The following is a 21,362-nucleotide window of genomic DNA, read 5'->3' on the forward strand; positions in this document are numbered from 1 at the left end:
CTCCTGTTCGACAATTGACGCATCCCGCCTCAGGGCTCCGAAGGGCCTCGGAGCAGGCCGGCGGGGGAGTTCGTCGGTGTCGTCGGGTGCGGGAACGCGCCCGGTGGGCGGCAGGGCGACACGGGCGTTGGTCCGGGCAGGCCACCTGCGGTCCTCCGGGGGCCGGAAGCCCGTAGGCTGCGTCCATGGCGCTACCCGAACTGCACAGGTTCACGCTTCCCAACGGCCTGCGGGTGGTGCTCGCCCCAGACCCGAGCGCCCCGGTCGTCGGGGTGAGCGTGCACTACGACGTGGGATTCCGCTCGGAGCCGGAAGGCCGGACAGGGTTCGCGCACCTGTTCGAGCACCTGATGTTCCAGGGCAGCGAGAGCTTGGAGAAGCTCGCTCACTTCCGTCACGTGCAGTCCTCGGGCGGCACGTTCAACGGGTCGACCCACCCCGACTACACCGACTACTACCAGGTGCTGCCGTCCGCCGCGTTGGAGCGGGCGCTGTTCCTGGAGGCGGACCGGATGCGTGCGCCGAAGCTGACCGAAGAGAACCTGCGCAACCAGATCGACGTGGTGAAGGAGGAGATCCGACTCAACGTGCTCAACCGGCCGTACGGCGGGTTCCCCTGGATCCTGCTGCCGCCGGTCCTGTTCCAGACCTTCCCGAACGCCCACAACGGCTACGGTGACTTCACCGACCTGGAGAACGCGACGGTCGACGACTGCGCGGCCTTCTTCGACACCTACTACGCGCCGGGGAACGCGGTGCTGACCATCGCGGGCGACTTCCGGCCCGAGGTCGCCAGGGGTCTGGTGGAGAAGCACTTCGGGGACGTGCCCGCACGCCCCGTGCCCGAGCGGCCGTCGTTCGCGGAAGCGCCGCCGAAGGGCGAGCTGCGCGCCGAGCACTCGGACAAGCACGCGCCGATGCCCGCCATCGCGTTGGGGTACCGCATCCCCGACCCGGTGAACGACGTCGAGGGCTACCTGTCCTACCTGGTGCTCGCGGGCGTGCTCACCGACGGCGACGGCTCCCGGCTCCAGCAGCGGCTGGTGCACCAGGAGGCGGTCGTGGTCGACGTCGGCGCGGGGTGCGGGCTCTTCGGTCCGCTGGAGGCGCGCGACCCCGACACCTTCAACATCACCGCGATCCACTCGCCGGAGGTCACCCCGGAGCAGGTGGTCGCGGCGGTGGACGAGGAGCTGTTGAAGCTGGCCGAGAAGGGACCGACGGAGCAGGAGCTGGCGAAGGTCACCGCGCGGTGGGTGTCGACCATGCACCGCGAGCACGACCGGCTGACCAGCCGCACGCTCGGCCTGGGCTCGGCGGAGCTGCTGTTCGGCCGCGCCGAGCTGCTCTACGAGCTGCCGGACAAGCTGGCCGCGATCACCACCGACGAGGTCGCCGCGGCGGCCAAGGCGCTGCGGCCGGACTCGCGGGCCGTGCTGATCCTGAACCCCGCCGTCGCCGAGGCCGGCGCGGCTGCTGACAACGGAGGTACCGAGTGAGCGCCCCGACGACGCACCGCAGCGCCGAGGAGATCGGTCGCACGGAGCAGGGGCCGCGTCCGCTCCCGGAGCTGGGCGAGCAGCGGGCTGCCGCCGACCTGTCCACGGTGGACACCGTGCTGGCCAACGGGCTGCGGGTGATCGCGGTGCGCCGGTCGTCGGTGCCGCTGGTGGAGGTGCGGTTGCGCATCCCGTTCGGCGACCCGGCGGCCTCCAGCGCGGGGTCGACGCACGCGGCGCGGGCCGAGGTGCTGGCCAACACCGTGCTCACCGGCACCGCGACGCGCAGCCGGGTGGACGTGGACACCGAGCTGGCGCTGGTCGGCGGCGAGCTGGACGCGGTGGTGGACCCGGAGCGCCTCGCGTTCTCCGGCAACGCCCTCGTGTCCGGGCTGGACACCGTGCTGGACGTGCTGCGGGACGCGCTGACCGGTGCGGTCTACCCGGCCGAGGAGGTCGAGCGGGAGCGGGCGCGGCTGGTCGAGCGGATCAGGCTGGCGCGGTCGCAGCCGAACGTGATCGCGCGGGAGGCGCTGCAGCGCCACCTGTACGGCGACCACCCGTTCGCCAAGGAGATGCCGGAGGCCGACGAGGTCGCCGGGGTCGGCCGGGACGAGGTGCTGGCGCTGCACGCGTCGGCCGTGCTGCCGCGCGGTTCCGTGCTCGTCGTCGTCGGCGACGTCGAGCCGGACGCCGCCGTGCGGGCGGTCGAGGGTGCGCTCGGCGGGTGGACCGGCGAGGGCACCGCGGTGTCGCTGGCCCCGCTGCCCGAGGTGCGCGGCGGCGACGTGCTGCTGGTGCACCGGCCGGGCGCGGTCCAGTCGCAGATCCGGCTGGCCGGGCGCGGCCTGGTGCGGACCGACCCCCGGTACCCGGCGCTGCAGATCGCGAACCTGGTCTACGGCGGGTTCTTCTCGTCGCGGCTGGTGGAGAACATCCGCGAGGACAAGGGCTACACCTACAGCGCCCGCTCGCACCCGGAGTTCACGCCGGGCGGCGCGACGCTGCTGGTGGACGCGGACACGGCGAGCGAGGTGACGGCGGCGGCGCTGCTGGAGACCCGCTACGAGCTGGGCCGGCTGGGCCTGGTGCCGCCGTCGGAGTCCGAGGTGGACACCGCGCGCCGGTACGCGATCGGGTCGCTGCTGACCGCGACGTCGTCGCAGGGCGGCCTGGCGTCGTTCCTGGTGAACCTGGCCGGGCTGGGCCTGGACATCGAGTGGTTCACCGGGCACCCCGCGCGGTTGGAGGCGGTGACCGTGGAGCAGGTCGCGGAGGCGGCGCTGGAGTTCTTCGCGCCGAGCGCGTTCACCGGGGTCCTGGTGGGCGACGCGGAACTGCTCGCGCCGCAGTTGAGGTCGTTGGGCGGGGTCAGCCTGCCGTGAGCTTCGAGCTGGTGGAGCTGCCGGCGCTGTCGCGGTTCACGGTCGACCGGCAGGAGCCGTTGCGCGGTGACGCGGAGCGGCTCGCGCAGCTGTGGCCGAAGGCGCGGGTCGTCTCCGTCGACGAGCACGGGCGGACGCTGGTGGCCGAGCGGGCGTCGCGGCTGGTCGACCGGCCCGCCACCGACTTCGGTGACGAGCCGCCGGAGGGTGCGGTGCTGCTCGGTGAGCAGGACGGCGTCGCGTACTGGGCGGTGCCGACGGCGTCGGCCGAGGCCGGTCCGGGTGCGCCTGCGGGGCGGGCCTGGTTCGGCGTGGAGCCGACCGACGAGCCGCAGTGGCTCGACCTGCGGGCGTGCGGGGCGTTGCTGGACGACACGGGGGCGGGGCTGTTCACCTCTGCCGTGGCGTTGTTCCACTGGCACCGGACGGCGAAGTTCTGCGCGGAGTGCGGCGGCGGCAAGTCCGCCGTGAAGGCCGGGTGGGCGCGGGTGTGCGCGCAGTGCGGCCGGGAGGAGTACCCGCGCACCGACGCCGCAGTGATCTGCCTGGTGCACGACGGCGCGGACCGGGTGCTGCTCGCGCGTGGCGCCGGGTGGCCGGAGGGGCGGTACTCGGTGCTGGCCGGGTTCGTCGAGGCGGGCGAGTCGCTGGAGGCGTGCGTGGCGCGGGAGATCGCGGAGGAGGTGGGTGTCGCCGTGTCGGGCATCCGCTACCTCGGCAGCCAGCCGTGGCCGTTCCCGCGCTCGTTGATGGTGGGGTTCGAGGCGGTCGGCGACCCGGACGAGCCGCTGCGGCTCGCCGACGGGGAGATCGCGCAGGCCAAGTGGGTGACGCGGGCCGAGGTGCGCCAGGCGCTGGAGGTGCCGGGGAGCGTGCCGGACCTGCTGCTCGCGCCGGGTGCGTCGATCGCGTTCCGGATGATCCAGTCGTGGGCGGCGGCCGGGAACTAGCCGCCGGGTTCGTGGTGCGGGCCGGTCCTGGTGGGCCGGCCCGCACCGCGTTGTCCGTGCGGCATCAGAGCAGGTCGGGCCAGGGCACGGTGGCGACGACCTGGGCGTAGGTGTGCCAGGTGATCTCCGGCAGGGCCGCGTGCAGGCGGGGCAGGTCGACGTCGGTGCCGACGTCGGTGAAGTAGCGGAACATCGCGGCCAGGTCGGTCGAGTGGCGGGCCACGACGTCCAGCGGCGTTTGCCGGTGATCGATCTGCCGGCCGGTGGCCGCCGTGAGGATCTCGGCCATCCGGTGCGGGGTGAGGGCCTCGCCCGCCAGGTCGAGGCGGGTGTCGGCGAAGCGGTTCGGCTGTTCCAGCGCGAGCGCGGCCACGGCGGCGATGTCGCGCACGGCGACCAGGTGCAGTTCGCGGTCCGAGGGCATCGGCAGGCCGAGCACGCCCCGGCGCAGGCCGGAGAGGGTCCACTCGCCGAACTTGTCGTCGATGAACGCGGCCGGGGCGAGGATGGTCCACGGGACGTTCCCGCCGGCCAGGTGCTCTTCGATGCGTTGTTTGCTGTCGAAGTGCGGGATGCCGGTGGAGCGGTCGGCGTTCGAGGCCGAGGTGAACACGACGTGGTCGACGTCGTGGGCCGCGTCGACCAGGGCGATGCCGTGCCGGGTTTCGGTCGCCGGGTCGCTGTCGAACGGGGTGGTCACCGCGAACACCGAGCGGACGCCCCGGAGGGCTTCCTCCAGCGACGCGGGGTCGTCGTAGTCACCGACCGCGATCTCCGCTCCGGATGCCCGGAGTCGTTGTGCGGCGGGGCTTCCCGGGTTGCGGGTGAGGGCGCGGACGGGGTGGCCCCGGTCCAGGAGGAGGCGGGCGAGGGCGCCGCCCTGGGCTCCGGTCGCGCCGGTCACCAGAATCAATTCCATGGGCAAAGGTTGACACTGAAAATGTTACCTGGTCAAGCGAGTTGGTAGGGTGGCCGGCGTGAACCGGTCCGAGCCGAGCGACGAGATGCTGGCGTGGCTGTACGCGCAGCAGGGTGTGGACGCGGTGCGCGTGGCGATGGGCGGACGGGTCGAGGCGCAGGCCGGGTGCTCGCTGCTGGAGCACGAGGCGCTCTACCGGATTGACATGAACGGGCGGCTGCCGATGTCGGAGCTGTCCGAGCTGCTCGCGGTGAGCCCGAGCGGGGTGACCCGCCTGGTGGAACGGCTCGTGCGGCGCGGTTGGGTGGAACGGTCGCAGCCGCCGGACAACCGGCGCGTCGTCTACGCGGCGCTCACCGACCAAGGTCGGCAGGTGCTGCACGACACCACCGCCCCGACCTACCGCGCGGCGGTCGCGGAGGAGTTCGCCGCGCCCCTCGATGAACAGGACGTAACCGACCTCAAGCGGATCGGGCGCAAACTGCTGGAAGCGCACGGCAAGTGGGACGCCCAGCGGTTCGCAACCTGAGCCGGAGCGCGCCCCAGGACGCCACCGGCCGGCGGCCCCGGCTCACGGGTCGACGCGGTCCAGCGCTGCCCCGTCCCACGTCGTCTGCGTGCACGCGACGCCACGGCCGTTCTTGGGGCGCAGCACGTCGTAGATGTGCATCCGGGGGATCTTGTCCGACACGCCCCAGCCGCTCGGCCAGGTGATCACCCAGTCCATGTCGAGGTCCACCAGCAGCCCGAGCATCCGCGCGATGGTCGGGTCGTCCAGCCGCTCGAACGCCTCGTCCAGCAGCACCAGCCGCAACGGCGAGAAGTCGCCGCTGACCGCGTCGTAGAACGACGCCGCCGCCGCGAACAGCGTCACGTACGAGATGAGCCGGGTCTCGCCGGACGACAGCTGCCGCAGCCGCCGCTCGCGCGGGTTCCCGTCCGGGCCGGTGTCGGCGACGGTCACGGTGAACTGGTGCCACGTCCGGTAGTCCAGGGCGCGGGACAGGATCTCCGCGTAGCTGCCGGAGTGCGAGTCCCGTTCGGCCTCGATCCGCTCGGTGAACACGCGGCGCAGCACGGCGTCCTGCTCCGGGTCGCGGTCCGCGTACGGGAGGCGGACCAGCGCGAGCGCGTCGCGCGTCTCCTCCTCCAGCGCCGCCGACGGCTTCCACGCCAGCTTCACGTGCACGCCCTGGCTGGACCGCGCCCGCCCGAGCACCTCGTTCATCCGCTTGCACAGGTCCTCGGCGACGGCGATCTGGCCGCGCAGCCACTCCGCGAGGTCCCGGATCAGGTAGTCGGCGAAGATGTTCTGGTACCGCTCGTCGAGGAACCCGCGCTGCTCGGCGAGCTTCCCGGTCACCTGGCGGGCCGCCACGGCGACCGGCCGCGCGCCCTCCTCGCCGGTCACCGTCACGGTGAGCAGTCCCTCGTGCTGCTCGGCGGCGATGTCGTGGCTGCCCGCGAGCGAGGTCTGCAACGCCTGGAGCTTGGTGATCACGGTCGCCTCGCCCGCGCCGCGCCGGTCGGACGCGGCGAGGGCCGCGCGCACCGACTGGACGTCCTCGGGCACGTCCGGCAGCGCCGCGACCAGCACGCCGGGCGCGTGGACGGTGGCCTTGAACCGCTCGGCCGCGCGCACCCGCGCGTCCTGCGCCGAGGCGAGCTGCCCGCCTGCGGCGTCGAGCTGGGCGGACAGCTTCGCGGCCTGTTCGCGGGCGGTGGTCACGCGTTCGCGCACGCCCTTGAGCTCGGCGCGCATCTCGCGGCGGGACCGCTCGGCGGCGGAGAGCTGGCCGGCGATCTCGCGCGCCTCGCCGCCGATCGCGTCGGTCAGCTCGGCCAGGGTGGTCGCCTGGGTCGCGTAGTCGACGCACCGGGTCCCGGCGTCGGCTTCGGCGGCCACCCGGTCGTCCACGGCCGCGTGGTAGCGGTGGGCGGCGTCGGTGAGGTCGGCGACGGTCGACCGGCACTGGCGGCGCAGCACGTCACCGAGGCGGTCGGCGGTGCGCTGGGCCTCGGCCGCGGCGTGCTGGGCCTGGCGCAGGCCCTCGGTGGTGGCGGGCAGGCCCGCGTCCCCGGCCCGGCGCTCGACCTCGCCCCGGGCCGCCTCGCCCCGGGCCTGGGCGGTGTCGAGTTCGGCGCGCAGCTCCTCGGCGCGCTTGGCGGCCCGCTCGGCGGATTCCTGCGCGGCTTGCAGCCGGCCGTGCCGGGCGACCAGCTCGCGGTCGGCGGGGAACCGGTCGAGGTGCGCCTCCCACCGCGCGACCAGGTCGTGCGCGGCGGCCAGCCCGGTCTCCGCCTCGCCCAGCTCGGCGCGCAGGGCGGCGAGCTCGTCCTCCAGCTCGGCGATCCGGCGGCGGCGGGCGGCTTCCCGCGCGCCCGCGCCGATGAACTCGGCCGCGTCCTTGTGCCACGCGCCGGTCAGCACGCCCGCGCGCCACCCGCCGTCCGGGGACACCGCGACCGCGCCTTCGCCCAGCGACACCGACGCGAGCAGGGCCGCGACGACCTCGGCGGGCACCGGTGAGCCCGGGTCGACGGCGGGTGCCAGCACGGAGGCCAGGGACGGTCCGGCCACGGGGTCGCCGGGCACCGCCAGCACGCCGGCGGGTCGGCCGGGCACCGCGCCGGACGCGGTCACCCAGGCGTCGAGCAGCCCGGACGCCTCCAGCGCCGCTTCCACGCCCGCCCGCCGGTCGTCGTCCACGCCGGGCCGGAAGTCGACCAGCCGGTAGAACGGCGACCCGGCTGCCGGGTCGCGGTCGGCGAGCGCGTACCGGCCGCGCTCGGGGGTGCGGGCGGTGCCGGAGCGCAGGGCCGCCAGTTCCGCGTCCAGCGCGTCGATCGCCGTGCGCAGGTCGCCCCGCCGCGCGGTCGCGCCGTGCACGGCCTCGCGCGCCGTGGCGACCAGCGGGCCGACCCACTCGCGGGCGGCGGAGGCCACCGACCGCGCCGTGGCCGGGTCGACCGTCGTGGGCAGCGCCGGCGGGTCCTGGGGCCGCGCCGGGCCGGACCCCTGCCACGCGCGCACCTCGTCCAGCCAGGTCAGCGCGACCTCGGCGAGTTCCTGCGCCTCCTGGTTGCGCAGCGCGGACGCCTCGGTCGCCGCGTGCCGCGCGTCCCGGGCGGTCTGCCGCAGCGCGTCCACCTCGCGCTGCGCGGTGTCCAGCTCGTCGGCCTGCCGGTGCAGCGCCAGCGCCAGCGCGCCGCGCTGCCGGGCCAGGGAGGCGATCTCCTCGGTGCGCGCCGCCGACGGCTCCAGGTCGAGGTCTGCCGGGGCGGGCGGCACGCGGCGCTCGATGGGCAGCGGCTCGGCCTCCGGGTCGGGCTTGGCGCGCACGGACTCGGTCCGCACCTCCGCGTCCAGCACGGCCACCCTCGGCACGTCCGGCGCGAGCGCCTCGTCCAGCCCGGCGACCCGCAGGTGGTGGCGCAGCGGCTCGACGAGGTCGTCGGCCGCGCCCAGGTCGTCGGCGAGCCGGCGCAGCAGCCGCAGCACGCCGTCGACCGCGCCGTCCTCCTGCGAGCGCTGCTTGCCCGCCACGTCCAGCGCGGCGATCGCCGACGAGCGCTTCTCCTCCACCAGCTTCTCGCGGGTCTGGAGGTCTTGCAGGTCGCGGAAGGCGGGCAGCTCCTTCAACGCGCCGATGGTCTCCTCGGCCTGCTGCTCGCCGGTCTCCAGCGAGGTCAGCGAGTGCTCGGCCGACGCGCGCTCGGCCGCCGTGGCGTCCAGCGCCGAGGCCAGCTTCGCCGACGAGCGCTCCAGCTTGCGCACCGCGTCCTCGGCCGCGTCGAGCCGGTCCGCCGCCGCCCGCAAGCCGCCGAACGCGTAGTCGGCGTAGGTCTTGAGGAACGTGCCGAGGGCCGCGTCCGCCGACGACAGCCGGACGATGTTCTCGCGGATCGACTCCAGGTCGTCGAACGAGGTCGCCAACTGCTCGACCATCGCCTGGTCCAGCGGCGGCAGCGCGTCGGACAGGATCTGCTCCAGCTGCCCTTCCAGCACCTTCAGGCCGACGTCGGGGTTGCGCAGGGTGCGCTGGAGGTGCAGCAGGTCGCCGTAGCGCGCGCCCGGCACGCCGTAGACGGTCTCGGCGATCTTCGCCCGGAACGCGGCTTCTTCCAGCACGCAGTCCGCGCCGATCAGGTCCCGCAGCTGAGCCGGGCCCAGCGGCGTGCGGTCCGCCCCGACCAGGTGCAGGTCGTGCCCGACGCGCGCGGACGTGACGAACCGCCACGAGTCGGTGATCGCCTGGGACGTCTTGGACGCCTTCACGCCCAGCCCGCACGTCAGGTGCTCGTCACCGCGCACCAGTTCGACCCACGCGTACCCGATGCGGTTGGGGCCGCCGTCGTAGTCGTCCAGCATCAGCCGGCGCAGGCTGACCGTGTCGAAGCCCTTCGACCCGACCTGGCGCAGGTCGCCGTCCAGGCACAGGGGGAGCAGCAGCTCCAGCGTGCGCGACTTGCCCGACCCGTTGGTGCCCTGGAAGACCGCGCGGCCACCGGAGAAGTCGAAAGCCTGCTCGGTGTACTGCCAGATGTTGACGATGCCGCCTCGGTGCAGCCGCCACCTGTTCACGCGTTCTCCTCATCGTGCGGGACACCCGCACCCGGTCGGCTGTGACGTGCGGGAAGAGCGTCGCACGCCCCCTCCTCCGGGCCGTCGAAAAGCGACCAGCTCGGCACTTCCTGCACCACCGGTGGTCGCTCCACCCCACGTTCGGGGTCTCCGTCCGGCTGCGGCAGCCAGCGGTGCGCGGCGGCGCAGATCGTCCAGCCGTGTTCGGACCGCACGGCCAAACCCATGCGCCGCAGCAGTTCCAGCACCTCGTCGGCCAGGCGCCCCAGGTCGTCGGTGAACTGCTTCGACCACGCCGCCGGGTAGTCCTCGACCAGCCGGCCGCACAGCTCGACCAGCCGCTCCCGCTCGACGGGGTGCCGCCCGGCCACGGGCTCGTCGGCGAGCAGGTCGGGCAGCGCCAGCAGCGCGATCCGGGCCGCCGTCGAGGTGCCGGGGAAGGACAGGTCGGTCAGGTAGTCCTCGGGGTCGGCCGCCAGCACGCCCTCCGCGCGGACCTCGGTGCGCAGCCCGAACGACGCCTCCAACAGCGCCGACTCCTTGCGCTGGTTGCGCCGCAGCCACTCGGACTGCTCGGCGGGCAGGTCGGCGTGCAGCACCACCGGGTTCTCCACCAGCTTGCGCCGCACCGCGTGCTCGACGCCGCGCGGACCGGGCCGGGCCGCCAGCTCCACTAGCCGGCCCGGCGAGGTCGCCTCGGCCACCGGACCGGTCAGCAACTGGCCGAGCAGGTCGGTGTCGACGGTGATCAGCGCCTCCGTCTGCACGTCGACCGTCCCTTCGGTCTCGTGCAGCACGCCGAGGGACACCAGGTGCCGCAGCGCCGCCGTCAGCGCGCGCCGGTCGACCACGTCGTCCACGACCTCGACGCCCGCTTCCGCCGCCGCCGCGCGCACGTCGGAGACCAGCCGCGACAGCAGGGTCTGCCGCCCGATCCCGGTCAGCACCGCCATGGTGAGCGCCACGTACGCGTAGCCGCGCGGCGACATGCCCAGCACGCCGCGCGAGTCGTCCGCGCCCGGCCCCGCCTTGTACAGGCGGGCGAAGCGGCGCTCCACCACCAGCCGGTACCCGAGCCGGCGGGCGAACAGGTCCTGGAGCGCGAACCGGTGCCGGTAGACCAGGGTCAGCAGCTCGCCGTCCGGGCCGTCGGCGCGCAGCAGCGGCCTGCGCAGCAGGGTGCGGGCGCAGCGCACCACGTTCGCCGCGTCGATGTCGGAGAGGTCGTCGAACATCAGTCGAGCACCAGCGTCGAGTCGTGCAGCGTCAACGTGCCTGCGCGCGAGCGGATGCGGGTGGACGTGCCGGCCTCGTGCGCGACGGTGACGCGCAGCCCGCGCACCGGGTCGGTGGCCGAACCCGGATCGGCGGCCGTGTCGCGCTGCGCCATGGCCAGGGTCAGCAGCTCGCACAGCACGCCCAGCGCCTCGCCGGACAGCTCGGTGGTGGCCAGGCTCGGCGCGGCGGCGGCCAGCTCGGCGACCGACGCGGCCCGCCGCTCGTCCGCGTCCCGCGCCTCGGCCAGCAGCGACTGCTCGGTCATCGGGTCGTCCAGGATGCGCGACGTGCGACCGCGCGCGCCCCGGTCGCCCCGGCTGCGGACGCTCACCGACACCTCGTGCACCGGGCCGTCGCGCCACGGCGTGCGCTCGTTGTCGGTGTCGTGCTCGGGCGCGGGCGACAGGTGGCGGGCCGGGTACAGGCCGAACGCCGCCGCGTACAGCTCGTGCGCCTGCGACCGGGTGCCGCCGTCGAACCAGGCCGCCAGCTTCAGCAGCTCGGCCCGCCGGCCGGGCAGCAGGCCGCCGCCGGAGGTGGCGCGCTTCACGCTGGCCAGCAGCGACCCGATCGCGCGGGCCGTCGCGTCGCGCAGCGCCGTGACCTGGCTGGGCCGGCCGGGCCGGTCGACGAACCAGTCGGTCAGCTCCTGCCAGTCCTCCGCCGACCGGCCGCGCGCCCGCTCCACCCGCTCGCCCAGGTCGGCGCGACCCAGCAGCCGCAGCAGCTCGGCGCGGGCCGAGGCGAGCCGGGCCAGCGCGTCGGCGATCGCGGGCGTGTGCCGCAGCACGTCCTCCACGACCATCTGGATGTACTCGACCAGCAGGTTGCGGAAACCGGAGATCTCCTCCGGCGCGAGGTGGTGGCGGGTCACGACCTGGCCCAGGTAGGCGTAGAAGTCGCGGACCGTCGCGGCCAGCTCGGCGTGCTGGAGGAACAGCGTGGTGACCTGCTCGGCGAGCACCTCGCGGGGCCGCTTCGCCTCGCTGAGCAGCGCCTCCGACAGCGAGCGGCCCAGCCGGCCCAGGCCGCGCTCCACGGCGGGCAGCAGCTCGCGGGACACCTCGCGGGCGCCTTCCGGCACGCGCAGCAGCTCGTCCACGTCCCGCTGGACCCGCACCGCCAGCTTCGAGACCTGGTAGCGGACGCTGCCGTGCTGGAACTCGGCGATGCTCGACGCCACGACCTCGCGCCGGCCCTGCACCAGGTTGCCCCACTCCACGAGCTGCCGCAGCCGGGTGATCACGTTCTCGATGCGCGACTCGCCCGGCTCGACCCGGCCCTGGCGCTCCGCGCCGGCCAGCGCGCCCGCGACCTCGCCCGCCGACAGGTCGGCCAGCAGGGTCGAGGTGAACAGCCGCATGATCGCCAGGTAGGTGCGCTGGTGGTCACGCGCGTCCAGGTACGCGTAGAGCTTGAGCCGGGCCGGTTCCACGGGAGGCACCCTAGTGCGGGCCGCCGGCGGTCGCGGGATACCGTGCCCGGGTGAGCGTGGGACGCGCTGTCGGGTTGTTGCTGGGCGTGGCCGCCGACGCGGTGTTCGGCGATCCCCGGAGGTTCCACCCGGTGGCGGGGTTCGGGCGGGTGGCCGCCGCCGTGGAGCGCCGGGTCTACCGGGACCACCCGGCCGCCGGAGTCGTGCACACCGCCACCCTGGTCGGCGGGACCGTGCTGGCCGGGATGGCCGTGGAGCACGCCGGCCGCAGGCACCCCGTGCTCCAGGCGCTGACCACCGCCGCCGCGACGTGGGCCGTGCTGGGCGGGTCGTCGCTGGCCGACGAGGGCACCGCGATGGGCCGCGAGCTCGACGGCGGCGACCTCGACGCGGCCCGGCGCCGGCTGCCGAACCTGTGCGGCCGGGAACCGGCCCGCCTGGACACCCTGGGCCTGGCCAAGGCGACCGTCGAGTCGGTGGCGGAGAACACGTCCGACGCGATCGTCGCGCCGCTGTTCTGGGGCGCGGTCGCGGGCGTGCCGGGCCTGCTCGGGTACCGCGCCGCGAACACCCTCGACGCGATGGTGGGCCACCGCAACGCCCGCTACGGGCGGTTCGGCTGGGCCTCGGCGCGGCTGGACGACGTGGCGAACCTGCTGCCCGCGCGGCTCGCGGCGCTGCTCACGGCAGCCGGCGCACCGGTCGTCGGCGGCTCGTCGGGCGAGGCGTGGAAGACGTGGCGACGGGACGCGGCGGCCCACCCCAGCCCCAACGCGGGCCAGGTGGAGGCGGCGTTCGCGGGCGCGCTGGAGATCCGGCTCGGCGGGCGGACGGTCTACGCGCACGGCGCGGAGGACCGGCCGGTGCTCGGCCACGGCCGCAACCCCGACGCCGGGCACGTCACGCGCGCGGTGGAGCTGTCCCGGGTGGTCGGCGCGTCGGCCGCCGCCGTCACCTCGGTGCTGGCGCTGCTTCGTCCTCGGCGAGCAGCTCGGCGACCGTCTTCCGCTTGACCTTCGGCCCGGCGTCGAGCGCGCCGCCCGGCCGGGCCTCGCGGACCGTGAAGTACAGCCAGCCGGCCAGCGCCATCGCGCCGAACGCGATCCACTGCAACGCGTAGGAGAAGAACGGGCCCGCGTCGAGCTTGGGCAGCGGCAGCGCCTCCTCGACGCCCGGCTGCCCCTCGGTGAGCTGGAAGTAGCCGGGCCGGATGTCCAGGCCCGACGCGCGGCCCACCACGGCCGAGTTGATCGCGTACACCTCGCGGTGGCCGTCGCGCTCGATCGCGTCCCGGTTGTCGTTCTCGCCCGCGCGGACCCACGCGACCAGGGTGACCTCGCCGTCCGGGACCGGCTTGAGGGTCGGCACCCTCAGCCCGTTCACCGGCCGCACGTAACCCCGGTCGACCAGCACGGTCTGGCCGCTGTCCAGCACGAACGGGGTGAGCACCTCGGACGCGGCCTCGCCCTGGACGGTGCGCAGCCGGGCGACGGCCTGGCCCTCGGGCAGGTAGCGGCCGGTCATCGCGACCCGCCGCCACTCGTTCTCGGCGTTGGGGCGGTCCAGGACGGTGGCGACGGGCACCGGGTCGGTGCGCACCGAGGTGGTGACGGCGTCGTTCTGGGTCTCGCGCTCGCGGTCGCGGCTGAACTGCCACGGGGCGAGCAGCGCGAAGCACGCGCCCGCGAACACCCAGACCGCCAGCGTCAACGCCAGCCAACCCGGCCGCAACAGGAAGCTCAACCGCACCCTCCCACGGTAAGCCCTACGCCGTTGTGACCTGCACCCGGTCGAACCGGGCGGTGAAACCGGGGCCGGTCGGCGCCGCCGCAGCGACACCCGCCAGGGTGCCCACCCCGGGCGGGGAGTAGGCCAGCCGCAGCATCGTGGTCGGCTCGGCGTCGCCCAGGCCGTACCGCACGGTCACCGCGTCGCCCTCCCTGGTCGCCGAGATCGACACCCTGGTCGGGCGGGTCGCCGGCACCACCGACCAGTCCGAGAAGTCGCGGGTGACGACCGCGCTGACCTGGAACTCGTCGTCGACCAGCTCGACCCCGGCCTTGATCCAGTTCCGCTCGTCCACGCGCAGCGCGATGCCCGCCTGGTCGTACTGGGCGGCGTAGTCGGCGGTGAACGAGGCGGTGAGGGTGAAGTCGCCGGTCAGCGGGACGCCGAGGAGGTGGCCGGTGTCGCGGACGAACCCGTAGTGGGTGGACCTCCAGAAGTCGGTGTCCGGCGCGGTTTCGACGCGCAGGACGTCGGCCAGCGACCAGGAGGGCGGCTCGTTGAACCACTGCCAGTCGTCGCGGCCGAACGCCCTGATCCCCATCGGCCCATCATGGCAGCGCCCGGCGGGCGGGTGCCCGGTCAGAGCCGTTCGCGCACCTCGGCCAGCAGGCCGGGCACCGCCGCTTCGACCTGGGAGATCACCAGGTCGAAGCCCGGCCGGTCGCCGTAGTACGGGTCCGGGACGTCCCGGCCGTCCGCGTCGGGGTCGAACGAGCGCAGCAGGCGGACCTTCGCCGGGTCGGTCAGCCGGCGCAGCGCGCGGGCGTGGCCCGCGTCCAGCGCGATGACCAAATCGGCGTCCAGGTGCTCGTCGCCGACCTGCGCGGCGGTGTGGTCGGTGGGGTAGCCGTGGTCGGCCGGCGACTTCGCGGCCCTCGGGTCGGCCGGGCCGCCGACGTGCCACCCGCTGGTGCCCGCGCTGGTGACCGTCACGAGGTCACCCAGGCCGGCCCTGCCCAGGTGGTCGCGGAATATGATCGCCGCCACGGGGGACCGGCAGATGTTGCCGGTGCAGATGAAGGTCACGTGCAGCGCCACGGCAGGAGTGTGCCAGGCGGCGTGCTCCGGGTGGGGGATCGATGTCGAGCGTGGTCGGTGTGGTGCTGCTGCTCGTCGCGGCTTTCGCGGCGGTCGCGGGACTCTCGTGGTGGCGCCGGTCGGGGCCGGAGACGCCCGCGTTCGCCCGCCACCGGCCGTCCGTGCCGAACGCCGAGCTGGTCCCGGACCGGAACGCCGGGTTCTTCACCGATCGCGGGTTCCTGTTCCGCCGACGCCACTTCTTCGTCGCCACCGGATGCCCGCCGGTGCGCATCACGGACTTTCCGTCACTCGACGTGCGCAGGTGGGAGCAGCCCGTGCGGGTCGCGCGCGTCGGGTTGCGCTCGTGGTGGTGGTACGAGGACGCCTTCTACCGCGAAACCGCCGGGTACCGGCCCGACGACGTGCACCGGCTGGTGCGCGACCTGGAACGCCGTGACCAGGCGAGGAAGCGGCGCGCGCAGCTCATGTCCGATGTGGACGCGAGCTTGCGCAAACGTCCACAGGGGTAACGTTCGGACGTTTCGTCACGACGGTGTTCGTGTAGTGGCACCTCGGGAAGAGGAAACATGAGCGACCCCCTCCTACGTGACTTCGCGGCCGATGACGCGCGACCGCCCATGCGGTGGCACTGGATGGTCTGCGTCGTGGTGGTGTTGCTCGCGGTGGCCGCGTCGATGCTCTGAGTGGCACCGGCTCCCCGTGTGATCGTCCGATCGGCCCGCCACCCCGGGCGAGCGCGCCCCGCGTCTCAGCGGGCTCTCAGCAGCGACGAGCGACCATCCTGGTGTGCCCATCACGACCATGCCGACCATCCCCGCGTTGGCCAACGCGCTGCCGAGGGTCGAAGACGAGATCCGGCAGTTGGCCACCTCTTCGAGGCTCCCGATCGTCAACTCGTTCGCCGGGCGGCTGACCGCCGCCGGGGGCAAGCGGCTGCGGTCGGTGGTGCTGCTGGCCGGGTCGCTGGCGCTGGCCGGCGAGGTCCCGGACCGGGCGGTCACGGCGGCGGCGTGCGTCGAGCTGCTGCACGCCGGCTCGCTGGTGCACGACGACCTGATGGACGGCGCGGTCGAGCGGCGCGGGGTGCGGACCGTCAACGCCGAGTGGGGGCCGGGGCCGGCGGTGCTGGTCGGCGACTTCATGCTGGCGCGGGCCAGCCAGGCCGCGCTGGCGTCGATCTCGCCGTTCGCGGCGGAGCAGCTCGCCGCCGCCGTGACCGACCTGGTCGAGGGGCAGGTGCTGGAGGTGCTCGACCTCTACGACGTGCACCGCTCGCCGGACGGCGCGCTGCGCTCGATCGCGCTCAAGACCGGGGCGCTGTTCCGGGTGGGGTGCGTGCTGGCGGCGCACTGCGCGTCGGCCCCGGAGGAGGTGACGACCCGGCTCTCGGAGTACGGGGCGCACTTCGGCCTGCTGTTCCAGATCCTCGACGACCTGCTCGACCTCACCTCGTCGGCCGAGCGGCTGGGCAAGCCGGTGGGCAACGACATCCGGCAGGGCGTGTACACGTTCCCGCTGCTGCGGTCGTTGACGGAGGGGCAGCGGGAGCTGCTCGCCGAGCGCGGCCGGGACCTGGGCGAGACCGAGCTGGCCGGGCTGCTGGCCGGGCTGCGGGCCGGCGGGCTCGTCCCCGAGACCGTCGCCTACTGCCGCAACCTGGCCGACCAGACCGCGCAGGCGCTGCCCGAGGTGCCCGGCTCGGAGGCGCTGGACGTGCTGCGCCGGCTGCCGGTGGCCTACCTGGACTGGGCGGTGTCGCAGATCGCCTAGACTTGCCGCGATGACCAGCCAGGATTCCGGACGGGCGCTGTTGCGGCACCACGGGGACGTCGACGCGGCCCCCGGACTCGTCGACTTCGCCGTGAACGTCCGGATGCCCGCGCCGCCCGCGTGGTTGCGCCGGCGGCTGGCGGACGCCCTGGACGGGCTGGGCGGCTACCCGTCGGCCGCCGCCGACGAGCGGGCCCGGTCGGTCGTCGCCGCGCGCCACGGGCGCCGCGCCGACGAGGTGCTGGTGCTCTCCGGCGCGGCCGAGGGGTTCGCGCTGCTGCCCGCGCTGCGCCCCCGGCTGGCCGCCGTCGTGCACCCCTCGTTCACCGAACCCGAGGTCGCCCTGCGCGACGCCGGCGTCGAGGTGCAGCGGGTCCCGCTGTCGGCCGGGGACGGCTACCGGCTGCGGCCCTCGGCCGTGCCGGAGGCCGCCGACCTGGTCGTGCTGGGCAACCCGACCAACCCGACGTCCGTGCTGCACCCCGCCGACGCGGTGGCCTCGCTGAGCAGGCCCGGCCGGGTGCTGGTGGTGGACGAGGCGTTCGCCGACGCCGTGCCCGGCGAGGTCGAGTCGCTGGCGTCGTCCCGGCTGCCGGGGCTGCTGGTGCTGCGCAGCCTGACCAAGACGTGGGGCCTTGCCGGCCTACGGGCCGGGTACGCGCTGGGCGCACCGGACCTGCTGGCGCGGCTGGCGCTGCCCCGTCCGCAGTGGCCGGTGAGCAGCCTGGTGCTGGAAGCGGTCACGGCGTGCTGCGAGCCCGCCGCCGTGGCCCTGGCGCAGGAGCTGGCCGCCGAGTGCCGCGAGCACACCGCGTCCGCCGTGCGCGCGCTGGGCGACCTGGTGGTCGTGCCGCCCTCCGCCCCGTTCGCGCTGCTGCGCGTGCCGGACGGCGAACGGGTGCGGTTGTCGTTGCGGGACAAGGGGATCGCCGTCCGGCGCGGGGACACCTTCCCCGGCCTGACCACCGATCACCTCCGGGTGGCCGTCCGGGCACCCGAGGAGTTCGCGTTGCTGGTCGACGCGTTGCGAGTCGTGCTGGAGGAGCGGTGACGTCGGTCGGGGACGTGCTGGCCGTGCTGGAGGCGGCCTATCCGCCCGCGACGGCCGAGTCGTGGGACGCCGTGGGGCTGGTGTGCGGCGATCGCGGCGAGGACGTGACGCGCGTGCTGTTCTGCGTCGACCCCGATCCGTCCGTTGTGGACGAAGCCGAGTCGGTCGGCGCCCAGCTCGTCGTCGCCCACCACCCGCTGCTGTTGCGCGGCGTGCACGGCGTGCCCGCCGACGACCCCAAGGGTGCCTTGGTGCACCGGCTGATCCGGGGCGGGATCGCGCTGTACACGGCGCACACGAACGCCGACGTGGCCTCGCCCGGCGTGTCCGACGCGCTGGCGGGTGCGCTGGGGCTGACCGTGACCGGGCCGTTGAGCGCCGCTCCGGCCCGGAAGACGGACCTGCTGACCACCTACGTGCCCGTCGAGTCCGCGCCCGGGGTGCTCGCCGCCCTGCACGCCGCCGGTGCCGGGGCGGTCGGGGACTACCGGGAAGCCGCCTGGACCGTCGACGGCACCGGCCAGTTCCGGCCGGTCGCGGGCGCGCAGCCGGTCATCGGCCGCCGGGGCGAGCTGTCCCGGGTCGCGGAGACCCGGGTCGAGGTCGTGCTCGACCGGGGGCTGCGGTCCGCCGTGGTGGCCGCCCTGCGCGCCGCCCACCCGTACGAGGAAGTGGCGTTCTCGCTGGTGGAGAACGCCGACGTGCCGTCCCGCGCCGGCACCGGCATCGGCCGGGTCGGCGAACTCGCCGCCGCCGAACCCCTGCGGGTGTTCGCGCAGCGCGTCGCCGACGCCCTGCCCGCCACCGCCTGGGGCGTGCGCGCGGCCGGCGACCCGGAACGCATGGTGCGCCGCGTCGCGGTGTGCGGCGGTGCCGGGGACAGCTACCTCGCCGACGCCGCGCGGGCCGGCGTGGACGCCTACGTGACCGCCGACCTGCGGCACCACCCGGCGGGCGAGCACCTCGCCCGGGGCGGGCCGGCCCTGGTCGACGTGGCGCACTGGGCCGGCGAATGGCCGTGGTGCGGGCAGGCGGCGGACATCGTGCGAGCCGCCCTCGGCGGTACGGTCGACACCCTCGTCTCGACCCGCCGGACCGACCCGTGGACCGTCGGCGCGACGACCCGAACTGGAGGCCGCTCAAAGTGAAAGCCGATCCCGCCGTGCAGCGCAGGCTCCTCGACCTGGCACAGGTGGACGCCGAGCTGTCGCGCGTCAACCACCGCCGCCGCACGCTGCCGGAGATCGCGGAGATCGCCGAGGCGGAGAAGACCGTGCGGGCCAAGCAGGACGCGCTGACCACGGTCGAGACGACGCTGGGCGACCTCACCCGGGACGTCAAGCGCCAGGAGACCGAGATCGACCAGGTCCGCGCCCGCGAGGACCGGGACCGCAAGCTCATGCAGTCCGGCACGGTCGGCGCGAAGCAGCTCACCGACCTGGAGCACGAGATGGCCACCCTCCAGCGCCGCCAGGCCGCGCTGGAGGACGACCTGCTCGAACTGATGGAGCGCCGCGAGGCCGTCGAAGCCGACGCCCAGCACGCGCGGGTCGAACTGGACAAGGCGCAGGAGTCGCTGTCCGACGCCGCCCGCCGCCGGGACAGCGCGCTCGCCGACCTGGAGTCGACCGAGGCCAAGCGCACGGCCGAGCGCAAGCTCGCCTCGACCCAGTTCCCGGAGCCGCTGCTCGCCCTCTACGACCGGGTGCGCGCGCACAAGGGCATCGGGGCGGCGCTGTTGCAGTCCCGCCGCTGCGGCGCGTGCCGGATCGAGTTGGACCGCAGCGCGCTGGCCACCGTCAAGGAGTCGCCGGCCGACCAGGTCGTCCAGTGCGAGGAGTGCGGCGCGATCATGGTGCGCACGGGGGAATCCGGGCTGTGAAGGTCGTCGTCGAGGCGGACGGCGGGTCGAGGGGCAACCCCGGGCCCGCCGGGTACGGCGCGGTGGTGCGCGACGCGGCGACCGGCGAGGTGCTGGCCGAACGCGCCGAGGGCATCGGCGTCGCCACCAACAACGTCGCCGAGTACCGGGGCCTGATCGCGGGCCTGCGCGCGGCGGCCGAGCTGGGCGCCTCGGCGGTGGTCGTGCGGATGGACTCCAAGCTCGTGGTGGAGCAGATGTCCGGCCGCTGGCAGGTCAAGCACCCTTCGATGCAGCCGCTGGCGCGCGAAGCGCGCGAGGTCGCCGCCGGCCTGGGCAGCGTGTCCTACGAGTGGATCCCGCGCGAGCGCAACAAGGCCGCCGACCGGCTCGCCAACGAGGCCATGGACGCCCAGGCCGGCCGGAACCGCCCCGGCGCGGACCGTGCAGGCGCGGACCGTGCAGGCGCGGCGGAACGACCGGGTGTGGAGTCGGCCGTGTCGTCGCCGTCGTCGTGGACGGGCGCGATGGGCGAGCCGACCCGGCTCTACCTGCTGCGGCACGGGCAGACCGAGCTTTCGGTCGCCGCCCGGTACTCCGGGCGGGGCAACCCGCCGCTGACCGAGGTGGGCCGGCGGCAGGCCGAGGCCGCCGCGACGCGGCTGGCGAAGCTCGACCGGGTGGCGGCCGTGGTGTCGTCCCCGCTGAACCGGGCGGCGGAAACGGCCGCCGCGGTGGGGCGTGCGCTCGGGCTCGCGGTCGAGCCGCTCGACGGGCTGATCGAGACGGACTTCGGCGGCTGGGAGGGCCTGACCTTCGCCGAGGCCGCCGAGCAGGACCCGGAGCTGCACCGCCGGTGGCTGGGCGACCCGTCGGTGCCGACGCCGGGCGGGGAGAGCTTCGACGTGGTGCACCGCCGGGTGCGGCGGGCGCGCGACGAGCTGATCACCCGGTACGGCGGGCGCGACGTCGTGGTGGTCAGCCACGTCACGCCGATCAAGTCGCTGCTCCGGATGGGGCTGGACGCGGGCCCGTCGCTGCTGTTCCGGCTGCACCTGGACCTCGCGTCGCTGTCCGTCGTCGAGTTCTACCCCGACGGCCACGCGTCCGTCCGGCTGGTCAACGACACCTCGCACCTCGGCTGACCGCGCGGCCCCCGGCGAGCGACCCACCCGCCCGGGTGGGTCGCCGGGGTTCACACCGCCGGCCGCAGCTGGGTGCGCTTGCGGCGGAACCGCGCGTCCTCCACGGCGAGCGTGAAGCGGTCGACCGCACTGCGCAGCGCGTCGGCCGCCGCCGGCGCGATCACCTCGCCGACGATGTCCGGGTCCAGCACGAATTCACCGCGCAACACCTGGTCCGCGCCCTTGCCCTGGAGCAGCGGATTCAACGCGTAGTCCATCGCCACCAGGAATCCCTGGCTGCCGCCGGTCGCCAACGGCAGGATCACCCGACCGCGCAGCGCCTTCTTCGGCAACATGTCGAGCAACGCCTTCACCAGTCCGCTGTAGGCCGCGCGGTAGACCGGGCTGGCCACGACGATGCCGTCGGCGCGCAGCACCGCGCTCACCGCGTCGGCGATCTCCTCGTCGTGCAGGTCCTCCGTGAGCAGCGACAACGTCGGCAGTTGACGCACGTGCAGGACCCGCACGTCGTAGCCGGCGTCGCGCAGCAGTTCGTCGACGTGCGCCACGACCATCCCGGTGCGCGACGCGGGGGAAGGGCTGCCGGAAATAACCAGAATGGACGACATGACTCGCTGACACCTTCCACCGAAAAGGCTCGGACTACGAGATAAAA

19 protein-coding genes are annotated in these 21,362 nt (G+C 74.6%); 11 read left to right on the top strand and 8 right to left on the bottom strand.

The annotated features are described in order from the left end of the window. Positions 1 to 185 precede the first annotated feature (185 nt). From AB0I60_RS31615 to nudC, 3 genes are read left to right on the top strand one after another with little or no spacing between them, the layout of a single operon-like run. Positions 186 to 1,499 carry a pitrilysin family protein gene (locus tag AB0I60_RS31615; RefSeq protein WP_360736248.1) on the top strand — a complete coding sequence of 438 codons (1,314 nt, stop codon included), beginning with the start codon at positions 186 to 188 and terminating at the stop codon, positions 1,497 to 1,499. Then, on the top strand, positions 1,496 to 2,884 hold the full coding sequence (locus AB0I60_RS31620) for a pitrilysin family protein (protein ID WP_360736250.1): 1,389 nt from the start codon (positions 1,496 to 1,498) through the stop codon (positions 2,882 to 2,884). Before AB0I60_RS31615 ends, AB0I60_RS31620 begins: the two co-directional genes overlap by 4 nt. After that, on the top strand, positions 2,881 to 3,834 hold the full coding sequence (gene nudC, locus AB0I60_RS31625) for an NAD(+) diphosphatase (RefSeq protein ID WP_360736253.1): 954 nt from the start codon (positions 2,881 to 2,883) through the stop codon (positions 3,832 to 3,834). The genes AB0I60_RS31620 and nudC overlap by 4 nt, the downstream gene beginning before the upstream one ends. A 64-nt stretch (positions 3,835 to 3,898) precedes the next feature. On the opposite strand, the gene AB0I60_RS31630 is transcribed toward nudC, so the two are convergent. Then, positions 3,899 to 4,753 (bottom strand): NmrA/HSCARG family protein, encoded by an 855-nt coding sequence (locus AB0I60_RS31630; protein WP_360736256.1) that lies wholly within the window; start codon positions 4,751 to 4,753, stop codon positions 3,899 to 3,901. Between the two features lie 58 nt (positions 4,754 to 4,811). Between AB0I60_RS31630 and AB0I60_RS31635 the strand changes: the two genes are divergently transcribed. After that, entirely contained in the window at positions 4,812 to 5,282 is a 471-nt protein-coding gene (locus AB0I60_RS31635) for a MarR family transcriptional regulator (protein ID WP_360736258.1), read from the top strand. Between the two features lie 42 nt (positions 5,283 to 5,324). Here the strand turns inward: AB0I60_RS31635 and AB0I60_RS31640 are convergent, their stop codons facing one another. From AB0I60_RS31640 to AB0I60_RS31650, 3 genes are read right to left on the bottom strand one after another with little or no spacing between them, the layout of a single operon-like run. Further along, entirely contained in the window at positions 5,325 to 9,338 is a 4,014-nt protein-coding gene (locus AB0I60_RS31640; RefSeq protein WP_360736260.1) for a TIGR02680 family protein, read from the bottom strand. Beyond that, on the bottom strand, positions 9,335 to 10,573 hold the full coding sequence (locus AB0I60_RS31645) for a TIGR02678 family protein (RefSeq protein ID WP_360736263.1): 1,239 nt from the start codon (positions 10,571 to 10,573) through the stop codon (positions 9,335 to 9,337). The genes AB0I60_RS31640 and AB0I60_RS31645 overlap by 4 nt, the downstream gene beginning before the upstream one ends. Next, positions 10,573 to 12,051, bottom strand: a complete 1,479-nt coding sequence (locus AB0I60_RS31650; RefSeq protein ID WP_360736265.1) for a DUF2397 domain-containing protein — start codon at positions 12,049 to 12,051, stop codon at positions 10,573 to 10,575. Before AB0I60_RS31650 ends, AB0I60_RS31645 begins: the two co-directional genes overlap by 1 nt. A 50-nt stretch (positions 12,052 to 12,101) precedes the next feature. Here AB0I60_RS31650 and AB0I60_RS31655 point away from each other — a divergent pair, with 50 nt between their 5' ends. Then, entirely contained in the window at positions 12,102 to 13,064 is a 963-nt protein-coding gene (locus tag AB0I60_RS31655) for a cobalamin biosynthesis protein (RefSeq protein WP_360736268.1), read from the top strand. Here the strand turns inward: AB0I60_RS31655 and AB0I60_RS31660 are convergent. From AB0I60_RS31660 to AB0I60_RS31670, 3 genes are read right to left on the bottom strand one after another with little or no spacing between them, the layout of a single operon-like run. Continuing rightward, the gene (locus AB0I60_RS31660) at positions 13,003 to 13,800 is read right to left on the bottom strand and encodes an SURF1 family cytochrome oxidase biogenesis protein (RefSeq protein WP_360736270.1); all 798 of its coding nucleotides are present in this window, start codon (positions 13,798 to 13,800) and stop codon (positions 13,003 to 13,005) included. The two genes, AB0I60_RS31655 and AB0I60_RS31660, sit on opposite strands and share 62 nt — an antisense overlap. Positions 13,801 to 13,816: 16 nt before the next feature. Then, complete coding sequence (locus AB0I60_RS31665; RefSeq protein ID WP_360736272.1) at positions 13,817 to 14,380, bottom strand: DUF1349 domain-containing protein; 564 nt, start codon at positions 14,378 to 14,380, stop codon at positions 13,817 to 13,819. Positions 14,381 to 14,418: 38 nt separating this feature from the next. After that, complete coding sequence (locus AB0I60_RS31670; protein WP_360736360.1) at positions 14,419 to 14,871, bottom strand: low molecular weight protein-tyrosine-phosphatase; 453 nt, start codon at positions 14,869 to 14,871, stop codon at positions 14,419 to 14,421. 47 nt (positions 14,872 to 14,918) lie between these two features. On the opposite strand from AB0I60_RS31670, the gene AB0I60_RS31675 reads away from it, so the two are divergent. The 6 genes from AB0I60_RS31675 to AB0I60_RS31700 all read left to right on the top strand — a co-directional run bounded on the left by AB0I60_RS31675 (position 14,919) and on the right by AB0I60_RS31700 (position 20,707). After that, positions 14,919 to 15,389, top strand: coding sequence for a hypothetical protein (locus tag AB0I60_RS31675; RefSeq protein WP_360736275.1), 471 nt, complete (start codon positions 14,919 to 14,921; stop codon positions 15,387 to 15,389). Positions 15,390 to 15,666: 277 nt separating this feature from the next. Next, a complete protein-coding gene (locus AB0I60_RS31680) occupies positions 15,667 to 16,650 on the top strand; it encodes a polyprenyl synthetase family protein (RefSeq protein ID WP_360736278.1) in 984 nt (327 codons plus the stop codon). Between the two features lie 10 nt (positions 16,651 to 16,660). Next, entirely contained in the window at positions 16,661 to 17,701 is a 1,041-nt protein-coding gene (gene cobC, locus AB0I60_RS31685) for an Rv2231c family pyridoxal phosphate-dependent protein CobC (RefSeq protein WP_360736281.1), read from the top strand. A gap of 23 nt (positions 17,702 to 17,724) precedes the next feature. Further along, the gene (locus AB0I60_RS31690) at positions 17,725 to 18,849 is read left to right on the top strand and encodes a Nif3-like dinuclear metal center hexameric protein (protein ID WP_360736362.1); all 1,125 of its coding nucleotides are present in this window, start codon (positions 17,725 to 17,727) and stop codon (positions 18,847 to 18,849) included. Further along, a complete protein-coding gene (locus AB0I60_RS31695; protein ID WP_360736283.1) occupies positions 18,846 to 19,583 on the top strand; it encodes a C4-type zinc ribbon domain-containing protein in 738 nt (245 codons plus the stop codon). Before AB0I60_RS31690 ends, AB0I60_RS31695 begins: the two co-directional genes overlap by 4 nt. After that, positions 19,580 to 20,707 carry a bifunctional RNase H/acid phosphatase gene (locus AB0I60_RS31700; protein ID WP_360736285.1) on the top strand — a complete coding sequence of 376 codons (1,128 nt, stop codon included), beginning with the start codon at positions 19,580 to 19,582 and terminating at the stop codon, positions 20,705 to 20,707. Before AB0I60_RS31695 ends, AB0I60_RS31700 begins: the two co-directional genes overlap by 4 nt. 50 nt (positions 20,708 to 20,757) lie before the next feature. On the opposite strand, the gene ssuE is transcribed toward AB0I60_RS31700, so the two are convergent. Continuing rightward, positions 20,758 to 21,315 carry an NADPH-dependent FMN reductase gene (gene ssuE, locus AB0I60_RS31705; protein ID WP_360736287.1) on the bottom strand — a complete coding sequence of 186 codons (558 nt, stop codon included), beginning with the start codon at positions 21,313 to 21,315 and terminating at the stop codon, positions 20,758 to 20,760. Between the last annotated feature and the right edge of the window lie 47 nt (positions 21,316 to 21,362).

Source organism: Actinosynnema sp. NPDC050436, assembly GCF_040655415.1.
Lineage (GTDB): Bacteria > Actinomycetota > Actinomycetes > Mycobacteriales > Pseudonocardiaceae > Actinosynnema.

Coding starts and splice junctions, on each gene's coding strand:
- AB0I60_RS31615 (WP_360736248.1), top strand. CDS start 186: ATGGCGCTACCCGAACTGCACAGGTTCACGCTTCCCAACGGCCTGCGG.
- AB0I60_RS31630 (WP_360736256.1), bottom strand. CDS start 4,753: ATGGAATTGATTCTGGTGACCGGCGCGACCGGAGCCCAGGGCGGCGCC.
- AB0I60_RS31645 (WP_360736263.1), bottom strand. CDS start 10,573: ATGTTCGACGACCTCTCCGACATCGACGCGGCGAACGTGGTGCGCTGC.
- AB0I60_RS31665 (WP_360736272.1), bottom strand. CDS start 14,380: ATGGGGATCAGGGCGTTCGGCCGCGACGACTGGCAGTGGTTCAACGAG.
- AB0I60_RS31675 (WP_360736275.1), top strand. CDS start 14,919: ATGTCGAGCGTGGTCGGTGTGGTGCTGCTGCTCGTCGCGGCTTTCGCG.
- cobC (WP_360736281.1), top strand. CDS start 16,661: ATGACCAGCCAGGATTCCGGACGGGCGCTGTTGCGGCACCACGGGGAC.
- ssuE (WP_360736287.1), bottom strand. CDS start 21,315: ATGTCGTCCATTCTGGTTATTTCCGGCAGCCCTTCCCCCGCGTCGCGC.